This is a genomic window from uncultured Aureimonas sp. (assembly GCF_913775355.1).
Lineage (GTDB): Bacteria > Pseudomonadota > Alphaproteobacteria > Rhizobiales > Rhizobiaceae > Aureimonas.
Window position 1 is genome coordinate 1 of sequence record NZ_CAJYIU010000044.1, and the last position, 15278, is coordinate 15278.

Below are 15278 nucleotides of genomic sequence, written 5' to 3' on the forward strand. Positions count from 1 at the left end.
CGACGCGCTTGCAGATCGCAAGCCCCAGACCGGTCCCGCCGAAGCGACGGCCGATCGAGCCGTCGACCTGGCTGAACGCCCGGAAAAGGAGGGGGCGGGACGCCTCGTCGATCCCGATCCCGCTGTCCGAGACCACGAAGCGGAGGCGGGGACTTCCGGGCGATCCGACATCCCTCAGGGAGACCCGGATCGACCCGTTCTCGGTGAACTTCACGGCGTTGCTGAGAAGGTTCAGGAGGACGCGCCGCAGCCTCGTCGGGTCCCCGAGGAACCAGTCCGCCACGTCCGTCTCCAGGAAGGCGATCGCATTGCCGCGCTCCCGGGCCCGACCCTCCATGATGCCGATGGCCTGCCGCGCGACGTCGGCCGGGTCGAAGGCGATGCTCTCCGGGGGCGCGTCCCCGTGTTCGATCTTGGCATAGTCCAGGATCTCGTTGATCGTCTCGAGGAGGGCCGTGCCCGACGCGCCGATCGCCCTGACGCACCCCGCCTCCCTCTCTTCCAGCCTCGACAGCGACAGGATCTCCGCCATCCCGAGGATCGCGTTCAGGGGCGTCCTGATCTCGTGGCCCATCACCGCCATGAACTCGGACTTCGCGCGGTTGCCGGCCTCGGCGGCCTCGAAGGCGCTCGCGAGCTGGTCCGCCACGACCTGGATCTGGTCGTTGGCCGCCTTGGTCGCACGCAGCCGGCGGACGAGGCTTGCTACCAGCAGCGCCGTCGACAGGGCGAGGGCGAGCACGATCCAGGCGGTGGCCTTCTGGAGACGCATGACCTCGGCGCGGGCGTCCGCCCGGGCGGCGGACACCGCGCTGTTCGTCCTGGCCAGGAGGTCCTCGGCGACCGTGACAAGCTCGGCGACGCGTCCCTGCAACGCCACCGCATCCCTCGCATGGGCCGATGGTGCGCCGAGCGCGGCGATTGTCGGCTCCATGCCGCCGATCAGCTCCCGCAACCGCGCCCGGCCCGCCTCGATCTCCGGATCGCCCGTGAAGGACGCCCCGTACTTCGCGGTCTCGAGGATCGACAGGCGGGAGTAGAGGATGTCGTAACGCAGGACGAGCCCCTCGCGGGCGCTCCGGTCGTCGCCGGCGTCGCGGTCGCTCGTCTCGATCGCCTCCAACAGGGTCCGGGCCTCGCGTCCCATCTGGTAGACCGCCCAGAGAGCGTCCTCGCGGATGCCGTCCTCGAGGTCGGACTGCCTCATCCAGAGGTTCGCATAGGCCGCGCCGAGGAGGCCGAGGAGAAGAAGCGAGGTCGCGAGGAGCGCTCTGGTGGCGCGGGAGGACTCGCGGACCATCTCCCGGCCCCTGTCGAGTTCCGGTGTCATGGCAGAACCTCGATCTCCCTGATCTGCCAGACCGAGCGGGAGAAGTACTTCTCGTTGTAGAGGTCGGCGGAACGGTCGAAGGGATAGACGAGGAAGAGCGGCCCCTTGTCCCTGACCGACATCGGCTTCCCGTCCATCCGGGTGGCGAGGATCGTGTCGAGCCCGGTCGCGTCAGCCGCCGGGATGTCGGCCGAGTAGTCGTTCAGTGCGGTCAGCCGGATCGTGCCGCCATGCGCGCCGACGGCCTCCAGCACGCTGCGCAGGAACGGGCCTTCGAAGGCGACCTTCCCCTCGGTCCACGGCGTCTCCATCGCGGCGGTCCGGCCCGGCATCGCCTCCAGCGACGTCATGTCGAACTTGGCCAAGGCGCCTTCGTTGGTGTTGGCGATCTCGCCGGACACGGTCAGCACCACGGGGCCGAGCGGCGGCGGAAGGTCGCCTGCGAGGACGTGACCGGACAGGAGGACGGGCACAAGGCAGCAGAGGATACGCCACATCGTTCGATGGCTCGCTTCGGGGTTGGGACGGTCGGTGGAACGCCCCGATCTTACAACTCCCGGTCACTCCAATCGCTAACGTGATCGATAAAGTCGTCGCGGTCGGGTCGGTGAAAACACGTAGGCCGACTCGGTCCGAGACGAGCCGTACGGGGTCCTCACGTTCTCTCGGCCTGGAGGCGGGCAAGGTGAAACGCCTCGGGGCAGTATCGGACTCGCCAAGGCGATCACCGGTCGGGGCGGACGGAACCGGAAGGGCGGGCCGATCGAGGGGAGCGCGTCCACGGCAGGCGACCTTGGACAAGAGGGCAGGGCCGAAGGACATCGATGCCCGGCATCCGCGAACCGGCTCTTCGCGGCGTCCCCGCGAGCAATCGCCCTGCGACATGGTAGGTTGTGTCCTGAAAGCCGGGCAGGCAGTGCCGCTCCCAATGGAGTCTGGTCCGTTCTTTTGCTGCAACGGCCTTGCAATTCGAAGCATCTCCTCGCCGGACGTACGCACTTCTACTTAGAAACCTCAGATTGTGCATGATGTCCTCCAAATGGTATTTTGGTCTCGGGGTGCCGCGTCCGACCCTCACCACGCGTCCGGGTCGACGATCGGGTGCCGGTCGGCAGGCGCATCCCGCATGCCAATCATCCGCGGAGCCAAGACAGATGGGAGAGAACTCAGTCAATGCGCATGTCGGGCGACGCCTCCGGCAAGCGAGGATCGCCCGAGGCATATCGCTCCAGGAACTGGCAAGGACCATCGACGTCAGCTACCAGCAGCTCTCGAAGTTCGAACGCGGCGAGAACCGTGTCAGCGCGTCCGCCCTGTTCAGGCTGTCGCGAGCATTGGACGTGGAACTGCGATTCTTCTTCGAGGGGCTGGAGCCGGAAGCGCCGTCCCCGTCGCCTCGCGCCGACGCCGACCTGCATCTCGTGATCGGGCGCGTCGACAATCCGGCCGTCAGGGCGCGACTGGTGGATCTGGTGAGGACGCTCGAGGTCACCCGTTTCTAGGCCGAGTTGCCCGCCGCCTTTGCTCGCAAACCGTCGATCGGTCGCCTGCGGGCCGCGCGTGCGCCATCGTGATGCGGGCAACCGCGTACCGAGCGGTCGGGCGCGCAGCTGTGGTAACCGCCCCATGGGGCGCCGATTGCCCGCATTCGGCGCGACGGCTCTCGCGGCCGGACCCTCGCTGGACGGAAATCTGCTCCGAAGGCGTGCCCGAGCCGGACCGGTTCGAGGACACCGCATCCGGGTGTCAAACGGTCCGCGAAACTGAGTCCTGATCGGCGTCCAGACGACCCCCGAGGTGTGGGGGTACAGACGCGGTTGTAATCGCAGCGGCGCCGCAGGCGGAGCGGAGGTCGGAACCGCGGGCGGATGGTCTCGAAGGGGCCAGCGGCGGTTCCTGGAGTCCCAGCTCTCGTTGCCGGTCTAAACGATGTCGCAGTGGTGCGTGAGGCGCTCGAGAAGCGCGGTGGTCATCCTGGCATCGCCGAAGACTGAGGCCGTTCGTCAAAGGCCTGGTTCGTTCAGCCTTGCTGCTGAGCCAGGATCGCGAGCGCGATCCGCGAGGCGTTGGCGACGTGGGTCGCGGCGGCTTCCGTGGCCCTCGCGCGGTCGCCGTCACGGATCGAAGACACGATCCTGGCCATCTGCGCGGGGCCCTCCACGCCGCGACGCTCGGTCTTGATCGTCATCGACCGCAGGTGATTGATGCGCGTGGTCAGCGAGGTCACGATGTTCCAGGCGACGTCGCATTCGGCCTCCGCGAAAAGGACGCGGTAGAACTCCGTGGTTTCGGCAAGCACGAGACGCCCGTCGCCTTGCGCGTAGGCCGATCGGATCCGCGCGAGCACATCCTCCAGCTTCTCGGCGGCGGCCGCCCCCCTGTGCTCGGCGCAGATTCCCGCGGCGAGCCCTTCCAGGGCACCGCGGATCTCGTAGATCTGGCGGGCGTCGTCCAGCGTCGTTTCGGCCACGATTGGTCCGCGCTGGGGCACGTTGGCGACCAAGCCCTCGGACTCCAGATGCCGCAGCACCTCCCGCACGATCGTGCGGCTGACGCCGAGCTGCTCGCACAGATCGCGCTCGACCAAGCGGTCGCCGGGCTTGAAGTAGCGCTCGATGATCGATTCGCGCATCTTCTCGAGCGTCAGTTCGCGCAACGTCCGCTGGGGCCGCTCGACGCGCATGCTGGGCGCGTTGGGGGAAGACCCTTCAGAGATTGCCGCCGTCATCCGTGCCCCGCTCGCTGCCATTCGTCGTCCCGAACCTATCAGCAAAAGACATGCGTGGCGCGGGGATCGAAGCCCAGCCACACGGTGTCGCCGCGCGACAGGCCCTCGATCGCCGCATGGCCGAAGGGAAGGCGGACGGCGACCGGCTCGCCCCATCCGGTGGTCGCCGCGACATGCACGTTCGAGCCGAGGAAGGTGAGATCGCCGACGCGGACGGGCAGGGTCTTGCCGTCGCCCGGCTCCCGGCGATGGAGGTTGATGCGCTCGGGGCGGAGGAGGAGCGAGCCTGCGTCCCGCCGGCCGTCGCCGCCATGCACGGGAACCCCGGAGACCACGAGATCGGGCCCGAGCCGAACGTCGGCGTGGCGCCCGTCGGATGACAGGACCGAGCAGGAGAGGAAGTCGCTGTCGCCGATGAACTCCGCCACGAAGCGGGTTGCGGGGTTCGCGTAAAGCTCCGGCCCCGTGCCGACCTGATCGATCACGCCCTTGGAGAAGACGGCGATGCGGTCGGACATGCGCAGCGCCTCCTCCTGGTCGTGGGTGACGTAGAGGATCGTCACCTCCGTTTCCTGGTGAATGCGCCGGATCTCGACCTGGATCTCCTCGCGCAGCTTCTTGTCGAGCGCCGATAGCGGCTCGTCCATGAGAAGCACCGGCGGATCGTAGGCCAGCGCCCGGGCGAGTGCCACGCGCTGCTGCTGGCCGCCCGACATGTCGGCGGGCTTGCGATCCTCGAAGCCTTCGAGGCGCACGAGCTTCAGCATCGCCTTGACCTTGGCGTCGATCTCGGCGCGCCCTTTCCGCCGGACCTTCAAGGGAAAGCCGATGTTCTCGGCGACCGTCAGGTGCGGGAACAGCGTGTAGCGCTGGAACACCATGCCGATCTGGCGCAGGTGGGACGGCGTCGAGAGGAGCGACCGGCCCTCGAGCAGGATGTCGCCGGCCGTCGGGTCCTGAAACCCGGCGAGGATGTAGAGCGTCGTCGACTTGCCCGAGCCGGACGGCCCGAGGAAGGTCATGAACTCGCCGCGCCGGACCTCGAGGTTGACGTCCTGCACGGCGGTTACGGAGCCGTAATCCTTGCGGATGCCGCGGATGTGGAGGTAGGGCGCGCTCACGACTTGAATCCTTTCCGGACGAGGGCGACGAGCAGCATCAGGGCGATCGTCAGGAGGACGAGGAGGGTGGAGGCGCTAGCGATGACGGGCGTCAGGTCCTGGCGCAGCGTCGTCCAGATGCGCACGGGCAGGGTCTGGAGCGTCGGGCTCGCCATGAAGATCGCCAGCACCACCTCGTCCCACGAGGTGAGGAAGGAGAAGATCGCCGCCGAGAACAGGCCGTGGCCGATGGCCGGCAGCGTAATGCGGACCTTCGCCTCGAGCGGGCTCGCGCCGCAGAGCACCGCCGCGTCCTCGATCGACTTGTCGAACCCTTCCAGGGCGTTGGTGATGGCGAGGATCGAGAAGGGCAGGGCGACCACGAGATGGGCCAGCACGAAGCCCGTCACCGTGCCGTTGAGCCCGAGCCGCAGGAAGAAGGCATAGAGCGCGACCGCCAGCACGACAACGGGCAGGATCATCGGCGTCAGGAAGAAGGCCTTCAGCGTCTCCCGGCCGCGGAACCGCCCGCGCACCAGCGCGAAGGAGGCGCAGAGCCCGATGGCGACGGACAGAACGGTGACGACGGCCGCGATCCGGAAGCTCGTCCACGCGGATTCCAGCCAGCGCGGATCGGCGAAGAACTCGCGGTACCACTTCAGCGTCCAGGACGGGGGCGGGAAGATCAGCCACTGCGAGGAGCCGAAGGACAGGGCGGCGATGAAGAGGATCGGCAGGAGCAGGAAGGCCGTGGTCAGGCCGGTGATGCCGAGCAGCACCCACTTCCACCAGCCGAGGCGCGAGAAGTTCAAGAGCATGGTCAGCGCCCCGCCATCTCGGAGGTTCCAAACAGCTTGAGCTGCATGGCGTAGAGCGCGAGCGTCGCGACCAGGAGCACGAAGGCCGCGGCCCCGCCCATCCCCCAGTTGACGAGGCTTTGCACGAACTGCGCGATGAGCTCGGCCAGCATCATGTTGCTGGTGCCCCCGAGAAGCGCAGGCGTCACGAAGTAGCCGAGAGACATCACGAACACCATGAGGGCGCCGGCGGCCATGCCGGGGGCTGCGAGCGGCAGGAGGATGCCGCGCAGGCACTGCCAGCGGGTGGCCCCGCAGAGCGCCGCCGCCTGGAGGATCGACGGGTCGATGCGCCGGATCACGCCGTAGAGCGGCAGGATGATGAAGGGCAGCATGATGTAGACCATGCCGATCGTGACGCCGACGAGGTTGTTGACCAGCGTCAGGGGAGCGTCGATCAGGCCGAGGTTCATCAGCGTCTTGTTGACGATGCCCGTGCGCTGGAGAAGCACCATCCAGGCGTAGGTGCGGGCGAGGAGGTTCGTCCACATCGACAGGAGCAGGATCGCGAAGACGATGCGCGCCCAGTGCGCCGGCATGATCGCAAGCGTCCACGCGACGGGAAATCCGACGAGGAGCGAGATCAGCGTGACGAGACCGGACACGAGGAACGTGTTGAGGAAGACGCGCAGGTAAGTCGACGACCCGAGGAGTTGAGCATAATTGCCGAGCCCCGGCGCCGGCTCCGTCACGCTGCGCAGGAGCAGCGAGACCACGGGGACGACGAAGAACAGCGCCAGGAGAAGCAGGGCGGGGACCGCCGGGCCGAGGCCGGCCGGCAGCCACCGATGCGTCGGTCGCCGCAGCGCGAGCGCGGCCTCGTTCGATGCGTGCGTCATGGGTTCACCATCCTGTCGGAGGAGCGCGGCCCGAGGGGCCCGTACCGCGGCCGTCCTCGGGGTCGGTCGGGGCGGTGTCGGAGTCGAGCTCCGCCACCGCCCCGCCGCCGCCTTACTGGGCCTGCCAGGCGTACCAGCGCGTGCCGATCTCGTCCCGGTGCTCCGCCCAGTAGTTCATGTCGGCGTTGACCTGGGCGGCCTTCTGCTGATCGGGAAGCGTCTTGGCGATGGTCGGGTCCATCAGCGCCGCCGAGTCGAGGTTGGTCGGGGCGTAGCCGGTGGCGGCCGCCATGTCGGCCTGGGCCTGGGGCGAGCTTGCGAGCGCGATGAACTTCATCGCCGCCGCCTTGTTCTTGGCGCCCTTCGGCACGACGAGGGAGTCGGCCGCCGTGATGTTGTTGTCCCACGAGGTCTCGACCGTGATCCCGTCGGCGGCGAGCGCGGTGAGGCGGCCGTTCCAGAAGGAGCCGATGGGCGCCTCGGCGGAGGCGAGGAGCTGCTGCGACTGCGCGCCGCCCGACCACCAGATGATGTCGGACTTGATCGTGTCGAGCTTCTTGAAGGCGCGGTCGAGGTCGAGCGGGTAGAGCTTGTCGGCAGGAACGCCGTCGGCGAGCAGCGCCGCCTCAATCACGCCGGGCGCCGACCATTTGTAGAAGGTCCGCTTGCCGGGGAACTTGGCCGTGTCGAAGAGGTCGGCCCAGGTCTTGGGACAGGCGGACACCGCGTCGGCGTTGCAGCCGATCACGAAGGAATAATAGAACGAGCCGACGGAATGGTCGGTCACGAAGCGCGGGTCGAGCTTGGTCTTGTCGATCACCGTGAAGTCGAGAGGTTCCAGAAGCCCCTGCTTGCCGGCCTGGACGGCGTAGTCGCCCTCGACGTCGACGGCATCCCAAGTGACCCCGTTCGCCTCGACCATGGCCTTCAGCTTGCCGTAGTCGGTCGGGCCATCCATCAGGACGTTGGTGCCCGTCTCGGCGGTGAACTTGTCGGCCCAGGCCGCCTTCTGGGCGTCCTGCGTGGTGCCGCCCCAGCTCGTGAACACCATGTCCTCGGCTCGGGCGATGCCGGAGAGCGCGAGGGTTGCCCCCAGTGCCGCGATGATGGTCGTCTTCATGCTCGTTTCCTCCCGAATGGTTGCGTTGCAGGTCGTCGTTGCGGCGCCGGCCTCCCGCCGGTCGCCATGGTCAGCGCATGACGAAAGGGTCCGGGATCGGATCGTCGGACGTCCTCAGCCACACGGTCTTCGTGCGGGTGTAGTCGAGCGCGGCGGCGAGCCCGCCCTCGCGGCCATGGCCGGAAAGCTTGGTGCCGCCGAAGGGCGCGATCGGCGAGACGGCGCGGTAGGTGTTGACCCAGACGATGCCCGCACGGATCGCGCGCACCATGCGATGCGCCTTGGCGAGGTTCGTGGTGAAGACGCCGGACGCAAGGCCGAAGGCCGTATCGTTCGCGAGCGCCACGGCCACGGCCTCGGTCTCGAAGGACACGACGGACAGGACCGGTCCGAAGAACTCCTCCTTAAGACCGGGCGCATCCGCACCGTCGCAGTCGAGGATGGTCGGCGGATAGTAGTTGCCGGGTCCCTCCGGCGTGCGACCGCCCGTCACGATCCGCGCGCCCGCGTCCGCGGACCGATCGACCAGCCGCTGGATATGGTCGCGCTGACGCGCCGTGCAGAGGGGCCCGACCTCGGTCGCCATGTCGAGCGGAGCCCCGATCGCGACGCGCTCGGCCTTCTCCTTCAGGATGGCGAGGAAGCGATCCTTCACGCTCTGCTCGACGAGGAGGCGCGAGCCCGCGACGCAGCTCTGGCCGGTGGCCGCGAAGATCGCGGCGACCTGGGCGTTGGCGGCGCTCTCGAGGTCGGCGTCGGCGAAGACGACGAAGGGCGACTTGCCGCCGAGCTCCAGCGAGGTCGAGGCGAGGTTCTCGGCCGAGGCGCGCACCACGTGCCGCGCCGTCTCCGGGCCGCCCGTGAAGGCGACGTGGGCGACGAGCGGGTGGCGCGTCAGCGACGAGCCGCAGGCCGGCCCGAAACCGGTGACGACGTTGACGACGCCCGCCGGAAAGCCGGCCTCGTGGACGAGCCGTGCGAACGCGAGAAGCGGCGCGGGCCCGTCCTCGGACGCCTTGACCACGAGCGTGCAGCCTGCGGCGAGCGCCGGGCCGATCTTCACCGCCGCCAGGAAGAGCTGGCTGTTCCAAGGTACGATGGCTGCCACGACGCCGATCGGCTCGCGGCGGGTCCAGACCTCCATGTCCGGCTTGTCGATCGGCAGGACCGCGCCCTCGATCTTGTCGGCAAGGCCCGCGTAGTAGCGGTAGTAGTCGGCGACATAGGCGATCTGGGCCGACGTCTCGCGGATGATCTTTCCCGTGTCGCGCGTTTCCAGTTCGGCCAGGTCCTGCGCCTTCGCGGCGACGAGATCGGCGAGGCGATAGAGGAGCTTGCCGCGCTGCGTCGCGTTGAGCTTCGGCCATTCGCCCTCGCGCAAGGCACGGTCGGCGGCGCGCACGGCGCGGTCGACGTCGGCCTCGCGCGCCTCGGGCATCTCCGCCCACGGCTCGCCGGTCGACGGGTCGAGGCTTGCGAACCGTGCTTCGCCGTCCACGAACGCGCCGTCGATATAGGCCTGGAAGCGGCGCATCGCGGTCATGCGCCGAAGGCCGGCATGACGCGTTCGATGAAGCGCTCCAGCGAGGCCTTCTTGCGCTCGAACGGCATGCCCGTGTCGATCCAGAACGAATACTCGTCGTAGCCCATCGCCTCGTAGGCCCTGAGGCGGGCGATCACGTCCTCGGCGCCGCCGACGACGTTGTTGGCGCGCATCGCGGCGGCCGAGATCATCGGATTGGCGGCGAGTTCCTCCTCGCTGAGGCGCTGGATGAGGCCCTGATGGACCGGGCGCTCGTTCTTGAACCAGGCGAAGAAGTAGTTGTAGTAGACCGACAGCTCGCGCGCGGCTTCCGCGACATCCGTCTCGTCCGAGCCGACATAGGTGTGGCGCAGGAGCATGATCTTCGGGCGCGCCGTGCCGGGGCTCGCCGCGCAGGCCGCGTTGAAGCGGTCCATCAGCGTCTTCACCTCGTTGTCGTCCTGCCACAGCGGCGTCACCTGCACGTTGCAGCCGTTGGCGACGGCGAATTCATGGCTGTTCGGGTCGCGCGCCGCCACCCAGATCGGCGGTCCCTGCTGCTGCACGGGCTTGGGCGCGGAGGTGGTGGACGGGAACGTCCAGAACTCGCCCTCATGGGCGTAGTCGCCCTCCCAGAGGGCCTTCACGGCCGGGATCAGCTCGCGCATGCGCTGGCCGGCGCCCCAGGCGTCGAGGCCCGGATGCAGTCGCTCGTACTCGTAGGAGTAGGCGCCGCGGGCGATGCCGATGTCGAGCCGGCCGCGCGTGATGAGGTCGGTCATCGCCGCCTCGCCGGCGAGCTTGATCGGGTGCCAGAAGGGCGCGATCACCGTGCCGGTGCCAAGGCGCGCGGTCTTCACGTGGTTGGCGAGGTCGGCGATCGTGACGAACGGGTTCGGCGCGATGGTGAAGTCCATGCCGTGATGCTCGCCGGTCCAGATGGCGTGCATGCCGCCCCGGTCGGCGATCCGGCAGAGTTCGAGGAACTCCTCGTAGAGATCCTCTTGACGCTGGCTCGCGTCGAGACGCTCCATGTGGACGAACAGGGAGAACTTCATGGGTCAGGCCCTTCCGGCGAGCGGATGGACCCGGCCCGCGGTTTCGTTTCCGAAGTAGACGCCGAAGTTGCCAAGGGTGCTCTCGGCGGCGAAGCGGCGCAGGATGTCGGCCGTCTGCGGCGTGTCGAGGCGGTCCATCGGCAGGTCGTCCAAGGCGAAGAAACGCCCCTCGCGCGGCGCGCCGTCGGCGGCCCCGGCACGGTAGACGATGGTCTGGCGGCCGCTCGCGCGGTCCTCGAAGACGGAGAACAGGAAGCCCGCGTTGATGGCGACCCCCGTCGCCCCCTCGACGCCCGCCTGGATTGCCTCGACGGGTTCGCGCTCGCCAAGCACCGCCGACGGCAGGGCGAAGCGACCGCCTTCCGTCGGCACGAGGAGAACCGCGCCGTCGCGCTCGACCACGGCCGACACCCGCGTGTCCGCCTCTCCCGCCGCGCGCATGGCCTTCGCCTCGAGCGCCGGGGTGAAATAGCCGCCGCGAACGTAGCCGAGCCCGTTGCGCCCGGAGTTCTCGAAGCCGGCGACGCGGCCGATCAGGATGGCGTGGTCGCCGGCGTCGACGATCTGTTCCGGCGTGCAGTCGAACCAGGCGCTCGCGTCCGGAAAGATCGGCGAGCCCGCCGGGCCGTCGCGCCAGTCCACCGCCGCGAAACGGTCCTCGACGGGCCGCGCGAAGGTGTTGGAGACGTCCTTCTGGTCCTCGGACAGGATGTTCACCGCAAAGGCGGCGGCGCCCGTCATGTTGGCGTAGTTGCGGGAGGTCTTGGCAAGGCACACGAGGAGAAGCGGCGGGTCGAGCGACACGGAGGCGAAGGAGTTCGCCGTGAAGCCGATGGGCGCGCCGTCGGCCGTCCGGCTGGTCACGACCGTCACCCCGGTGGCGAAGGCGCCGAAGGCGTCACGCAGCGCGCGCGGATCGAATGCCGTCATCATCGTCCTCCCAAGTGGTCTAGCGTTGGAGCCAGCGGACGAGGTGACCATTCACCTCGTCCGGGGCCGTCAGGTTCACCATGTGGCGGTGGCCGCGGATGGTTACCGCCTCGCCTCGGGGCGCGGCCTCCGCCATCGCCTCCGCCATGGCCGGCGTCGAATTCGGATCGCCGTCGCCCGTCATGAAGAGGGCTGGGCAGTGCACGTCGGCCCAAGCGTCGGCATAGGTCTCGTCGCCGCCGGCAAAGGCGGCGTAGGCGGTGGCGTATCCGGCGGGATCGACGCCCGAAAGCCAGCCGCGCGTCAGCCGGTAGGCGTCCTCCGTCTCCGGATCGTCGCCGAACCAGCGTCGGAGCGGCGCTTCCAGATCGACGCCGCCCGCGGCGATCTCCCGAGCACGATGAAGCACGGCCTCGCGCGCGTCCGGCGTGCGCCGATAGACGCCGTTGAGAAGCGCGACGCGCCGGACGCGGGACCCCAGCGTCGCGGCCGCGCCCCCCGCGATCAGAGCGCCCATGGAATGGCCCGCGACGTTCGCGGCCTCGATGCGAAGCTCGTCCAGCACCCGAGCCAGCCAAGCCACGAAGGCGGGAAGCGCCGAGCCCTCGGCCAGCGGCGCGCTTTCGCCATGCCCTGGCATGTCCAGCGCGACGATGCGGTGGGTGCGCGACAGCGCCGCCATCTGCGGCGCCCAGGCTTCCAGGCGCATGCCGACACCGTGGATCAGGACCAGCGGCTCGCCGGCGCCCGCCTCCACGAAGGCCGTGCCGCTCTGCGTCCTAGACCGCTGCGGGGTTGGCGACATCGTGCCCCAGATCCTTCAGGTCCTGATAGCGGTCGCCGATCCGGTGATGCGGGCGACCGCCGACGGAGGCGCCGAGGGCGACGAGGATCTCGCCCGCCGCAGGCGCGTCGGGCACCGACGTCTGGATCGTCAGGTAGTGGGAGCGGCGGCCCTCGTCGTTCTTGTCCATCAGCGGGATCATCACCGGCGCGTTGGCCGGCCCCCGCGTGTTGCAGAAGGCGAGGTAGGACTTGGCGCCGACCGCCTGGCGGTAGTGGTTGCCGAAGCGCAGCGTGTGGATCAGCGCCGACGCGTGCTCGATCTCGCCGTCGAGGCCGACGACGGCCGACTTGCCGTAGGCCTCCACCGCCTCGCCCGAGCCGACCGCCTCGAGGATCATGCGGGTCAGGAGCTCGCCGAGGATCGGGGCACCCGCGTGGATCTCCGGCTTCAGGTCGTCGACGAAGCCGCGGCCGGCCCAGGGATTGCGGACCACCGCGATGGCGGTGAACAGCTTCAACGGCTTCGATGCGGCCTTGCCGCCCTCGACCAGCGTCGTCTCGACCTGCAGCAGCGTCTTGCGGATGTCCATGAGCCGCCTTTCCGATTGACCTTTGCGATGACAATCTTATGGTATGCCAACATATGGCCTGTCAATTCGGCTCGTCGATTTTCTCTCTCCACGTCGTGCACCAAGGACATGCGATGAACCCGATCGCCGAAAACCCGCTCTTCCGGCAGCAGGCCTTCTGCGGCGGCGAGTGGGTCGCCGCCACGTCGTCCGGGGCGACCTTCACCGTCCTCGATCCAGCCGACGGCGCGGTGCTGGCGACCCTGCCGAACATGTCTGCGGCCGACGCTCGGGAGGCCATCGCGGCTGCGGCCATCGCGCAGAAGGCCTGGGCGAGGGAGCCGGCCAAGGCCCGCGGCAAGGTTCTCAGGCGCTGGTTCGACCTCGTTGTCGAACACGTCGAGGATCTGGCCCACATCCTCACCGCCGAGCAGGGCAAGCCGCTCGCCGAGGCCAGGACGGAGGTCCTGTCGAATGCGGCCTATCTCGAATGGTTCGCGGAGGAGGCCAAGCGGCTCGACGGCGAGATCATTCCCGGCCCCGACCCCTCCCAGCGCATCCTGGTGCTTCGCCAGCCCGTCGGAGTCTGCGCCGCGATCACGCCCTGGAACTTCCCGAACGGGATGATCACGCGCAAGGTCGGCCCGGCGCTCGCCGCCGGCTGCGCCATGGTGCTCAAGCCATCGGAACTGACGCCCTTGTCCGCGCTGGCGCTGGCGGTCCTCGCCGAACGGGCCGGGCTTCCGAAGGGCGCGTTCTCCGTCATCACGACGACGGACGCCAAGGCCTTCGGCACGGAGGTCACCACCAACCCGACCGTCGCGAAGATCACCTTCACCGGCTCCACCGGGGTCGGGCGCTGGCTGATGCGCGAGGGCGCCGGGCAGATCAAGAAGCTGTCGCTCGAACTCGGCGGCAACGCCCCCTTCATCGTCTTCGACGACGCCGACCTCGACGCTGCGGCCGACGGCGCGCTCGCCTCCAAGTTCCGAAACGCCGGCCAGACCTGCGTCTGCTCCAACCGCATCTACGTCCAGCACGGGGTGGCGGAGGCGTTCACGCAGAAGTTCCTGGGGCGCGTGGGCGCGCTCAAGCTCGGCCGCGGCACCGGGGAGGGCGTGACGATGGGGCCTCTCATCGACGAACGTGCGGTCGCCAAGATCGAGGCGCACATCGCCGACGCGGTGGCCAAGGGCGCGAGCGTTGTCGCGGGCGGCGGGCGCTCAGTGCTCGGCGGCACCTTCTTCGAGCCGACGGTGATGACGGGCATCGAGCAGGGCATGCTGGTGACGCGCGAGGAGACGTTCGCCCCGCTCGCCCCGATCATCGTCTTCGACACGGAGGAGGACGTGATCGCCATGGCCAACGACTCCGAGTTCGGGCTCGCCGCTTACTTCTACGCGCGAGACATGAGACGGGTGTTCAAGGTGGCCGAGGCGCTCGAGACCGGCATGGTCGGCGTCAATACCGCGGCGCTCGCCAACGAAGCGGCGCCCTTCGGCGGCGTGAAGCAGTCCGGCATCGGCCGGGAAGGCTCTCGCCATGGCATCGAGGGCTACCTCGAAATCAAGTACGTGGCGCTAGCGGGTTTGTAGAGGTCAGCTCGATAGGCCAGCGTTCCGTTTCCCGCGGAATGTCAGGTCGGTTCCTCCGACGGAACCGCTCGAAAGCGGACGGACCGCTTACGAGCGTCCGCCTTTATGGTGTCGATCGGGTGGAAAACGGTCAGGCAGGTTTTGGACCTGAGTTCAAGGAAACGGACGTTTCCGGATCGCTTGCTGGTCAGCTTCTCGACGCAAGCGTTTCCGACACGAGCCGTGCCCCGAGAATGCCGATCACGGCGCCCGCGGCGCGGTCGAGCCATACCTTCGATCGTAGATAGGCTGCGCGCGGCCGCTGCGCCGAGAACGCGACAGCCACAACGGTATACCACGAGGACTCCAGCACCAGAACGAGCGGCGGAAGGGCGGCGTAGAGCAACGCAGGTGCAGGAGCCGGCAAAAGGGCGGCGAAGATGCTGGCGTAGACGATGGCCGTCTTCGGATTGCTGAGTTGCGTGACGAGGCCGAGCGCGAACGAACGGGGCACCGTCGATAGTCGAACTGCCTCCGCGTCCGGGAGATCAAGCGGCTCGGTCGCCCCGCGCCAAATCCGGGTGCCGAGATAGACGAGGCACAAGCCGCCAAGCACGCGCAGCACGATGTACAGCCACTCCACCTGGAGGAGGAGCGTCACAAGGCCAAGCAGCGCGAGCGTGGCGAAGATCGCCCCCCCAACGCCCATGCCGAGCGCTGCGGCCAATCCATCCCGGCGGGATAATTTCAGTGAGATGCGGGATACGAGGACGAAGCTCGGGCCGGGACTGACGGCCCCGACGAGCAGCGCTCCGAGGATACCGAGTAGGGCAAGGGACGCGGACATGGGCAGGCTCCATGGATG

15 protein-coding genes and 1 pseudogene are annotated in these 15278 nt (G+C 68.5%); 2 read left to right on the plus strand and 14 right to left on the minus strand.

Annotation, left to right across the window (positions count from 1 at the left end; genetic code table 11):
* Positions 1 to 1330, minus strand: a 1330-nt coding sequence (locus QZ753_RS03255) for an ATP-binding protein (RefSeq protein ID WP_294641186.1), incomplete at its 3' end; no start/stop codon positions are given.
* Positions 1327 to 1827: a molybdopterin-dependent oxidoreductase gene (locus tag QZ753_RS03260; protein ID WP_294641187.1), complete on the minus strand. Its 501-nt coding sequence runs from the start codon at positions 1825 to 1827 to the stop codon at positions 1327 to 1329. The genes QZ753_RS03255 and QZ753_RS03260, both read right to left, overlap by 4 nt.
* Positions 1828 to 2484: 657 nt before the next feature.
* Between QZ753_RS03260 and QZ753_RS03265 the strand changes: the two genes are divergently transcribed.
* Positions 2485 to 2832 carry a helix-turn-helix transcriptional regulator gene (locus tag QZ753_RS03265; RefSeq protein ID WP_294641189.1) on the plus strand — a complete coding sequence of 116 codons (348 nt, stop codon included), beginning with the start codon at positions 2485 to 2487 and terminating at the stop codon, positions 2830 to 2832.
* 420 nt (positions 2833 to 3252) lie between these two features.
* On the opposite strand, the pseudogene QZ753_RS03270 reads toward QZ753_RS03265, so the two are convergent.
* From QZ753_RS03270 to QZ753_RS03320, 11 genes and pseudogenes are all read right to left on the minus strand, one after another.
* Positions 3253 to 3324: pseudogene (locus QZ753_RS03270) on the minus strand (ATP-binding protein); the annotation flags it as partial.
* Positions 3325 to 3350: 26 nt separating this feature from the next.
* On the minus strand, positions 3351 to 4013 hold the full coding sequence (locus QZ753_RS03275; protein WP_294641191.1) for a GntR family transcriptional regulator: 663 nt from the start codon (positions 4011 to 4013) through the stop codon (positions 3351 to 3353).
* Positions 4014 to 4096: 83 nt separating this feature from the next.
* On the minus strand, positions 4097 to 5179 hold the full coding sequence (locus tag QZ753_RS03280) for an ABC transporter ATP-binding protein (RefSeq protein WP_294641193.1): 1083 nt from the start codon (positions 5177 to 5179) through the stop codon (positions 4097 to 4099).
* A complete protein-coding gene (locus tag QZ753_RS03285) occupies positions 5176 to 5976 on the minus strand; it encodes an ABC transporter permease (RefSeq protein WP_294641195.1) in 801 nt (266 codons plus the stop codon). The genes QZ753_RS03280 and QZ753_RS03285 overlap by 4 nt, the downstream gene beginning before the upstream one ends.
* A gap of 2 nt (positions 5977 to 5978) precedes the next feature.
* On the minus strand, positions 5979 to 6854 hold the full coding sequence (locus QZ753_RS03290) for an ABC transporter permease (protein WP_294641197.1): 876 nt from the start codon (positions 6852 to 6854) through the stop codon (positions 5979 to 5981).
* Positions 6855 to 6966: 112 nt separating this feature from the next.
* Positions 6967 to 7974, minus strand: coding sequence for a polyamine ABC transporter substrate-binding protein (locus QZ753_RS03295; RefSeq protein WP_294641199.1), 1008 nt, complete (start codon positions 7972 to 7974; stop codon positions 6967 to 6969).
* 70 nt (positions 7975 to 8044) lie between these two features.
* Entirely contained in the window at positions 8045 to 9508 is a 1464-nt protein-coding gene (locus QZ753_RS03300; RefSeq protein ID WP_294641234.1) for an aldehyde dehydrogenase, read from the minus strand.
* Between the two features lie 5 nt (positions 9509 to 9513).
* Positions 9514 to 10554 (minus strand): LLM class flavin-dependent oxidoreductase, encoded by a 1041-nt coding sequence (locus QZ753_RS03305; protein ID WP_294641201.1) that lies wholly within the window; start codon positions 10552 to 10554, stop codon positions 9514 to 9516.
* 3 nt (positions 10555 to 10557) lie between these two features.
* Positions 10558 to 11484 (minus strand): flavin reductase, encoded by a 927-nt coding sequence (locus QZ753_RS03310; RefSeq protein WP_294641237.1) that lies wholly within the window; start codon positions 11482 to 11484, stop codon positions 10558 to 10560.
* 19 nt (positions 11485 to 11503) lie between these two features.
* Positions 11504 to 12289 carry an alpha/beta fold hydrolase gene (locus QZ753_RS03315; protein ID WP_294641203.1) on the minus strand — a complete coding sequence of 262 codons (786 nt, stop codon included), beginning with the start codon at positions 12287 to 12289 and terminating at the stop codon, positions 11504 to 11506.
* On the minus strand, positions 12264 to 12860 hold the full coding sequence (locus tag QZ753_RS03320; protein ID WP_294641205.1) for an amino acid synthesis family protein: 597 nt from the start codon (positions 12858 to 12860) through the stop codon (positions 12264 to 12266). Before QZ753_RS03320 ends, QZ753_RS03315 begins: the two co-directional genes overlap by 26 nt.
* Before the next feature lie 113 nt (positions 12861 to 12973).
* Between QZ753_RS03320 and QZ753_RS03325 the strand changes: the two genes are divergently transcribed.
* The gene (locus QZ753_RS03325) at positions 12974 to 14434 is read left to right on the plus strand and encodes an NAD-dependent succinate-semialdehyde dehydrogenase (protein WP_294641207.1); all 1461 of its coding nucleotides are present in this window, start codon (positions 12974 to 12976) and stop codon (positions 14432 to 14434) included.
* A 187-nt stretch (positions 14435 to 14621) separates the two neighbouring features.
* On the opposite strand, the gene QZ753_RS03330 is transcribed toward QZ753_RS03325, so the two are convergent.
* The gene (locus QZ753_RS03330) at positions 14622 to 15260 is read right to left on the minus strand and encodes a LysE family transporter (protein WP_294641209.1); all 639 of its coding nucleotides are present in this window, start codon (positions 15258 to 15260) and stop codon (positions 14622 to 14624) included.
* Positions 15261 to 15278: the final 18 nt, after the last annotated feature.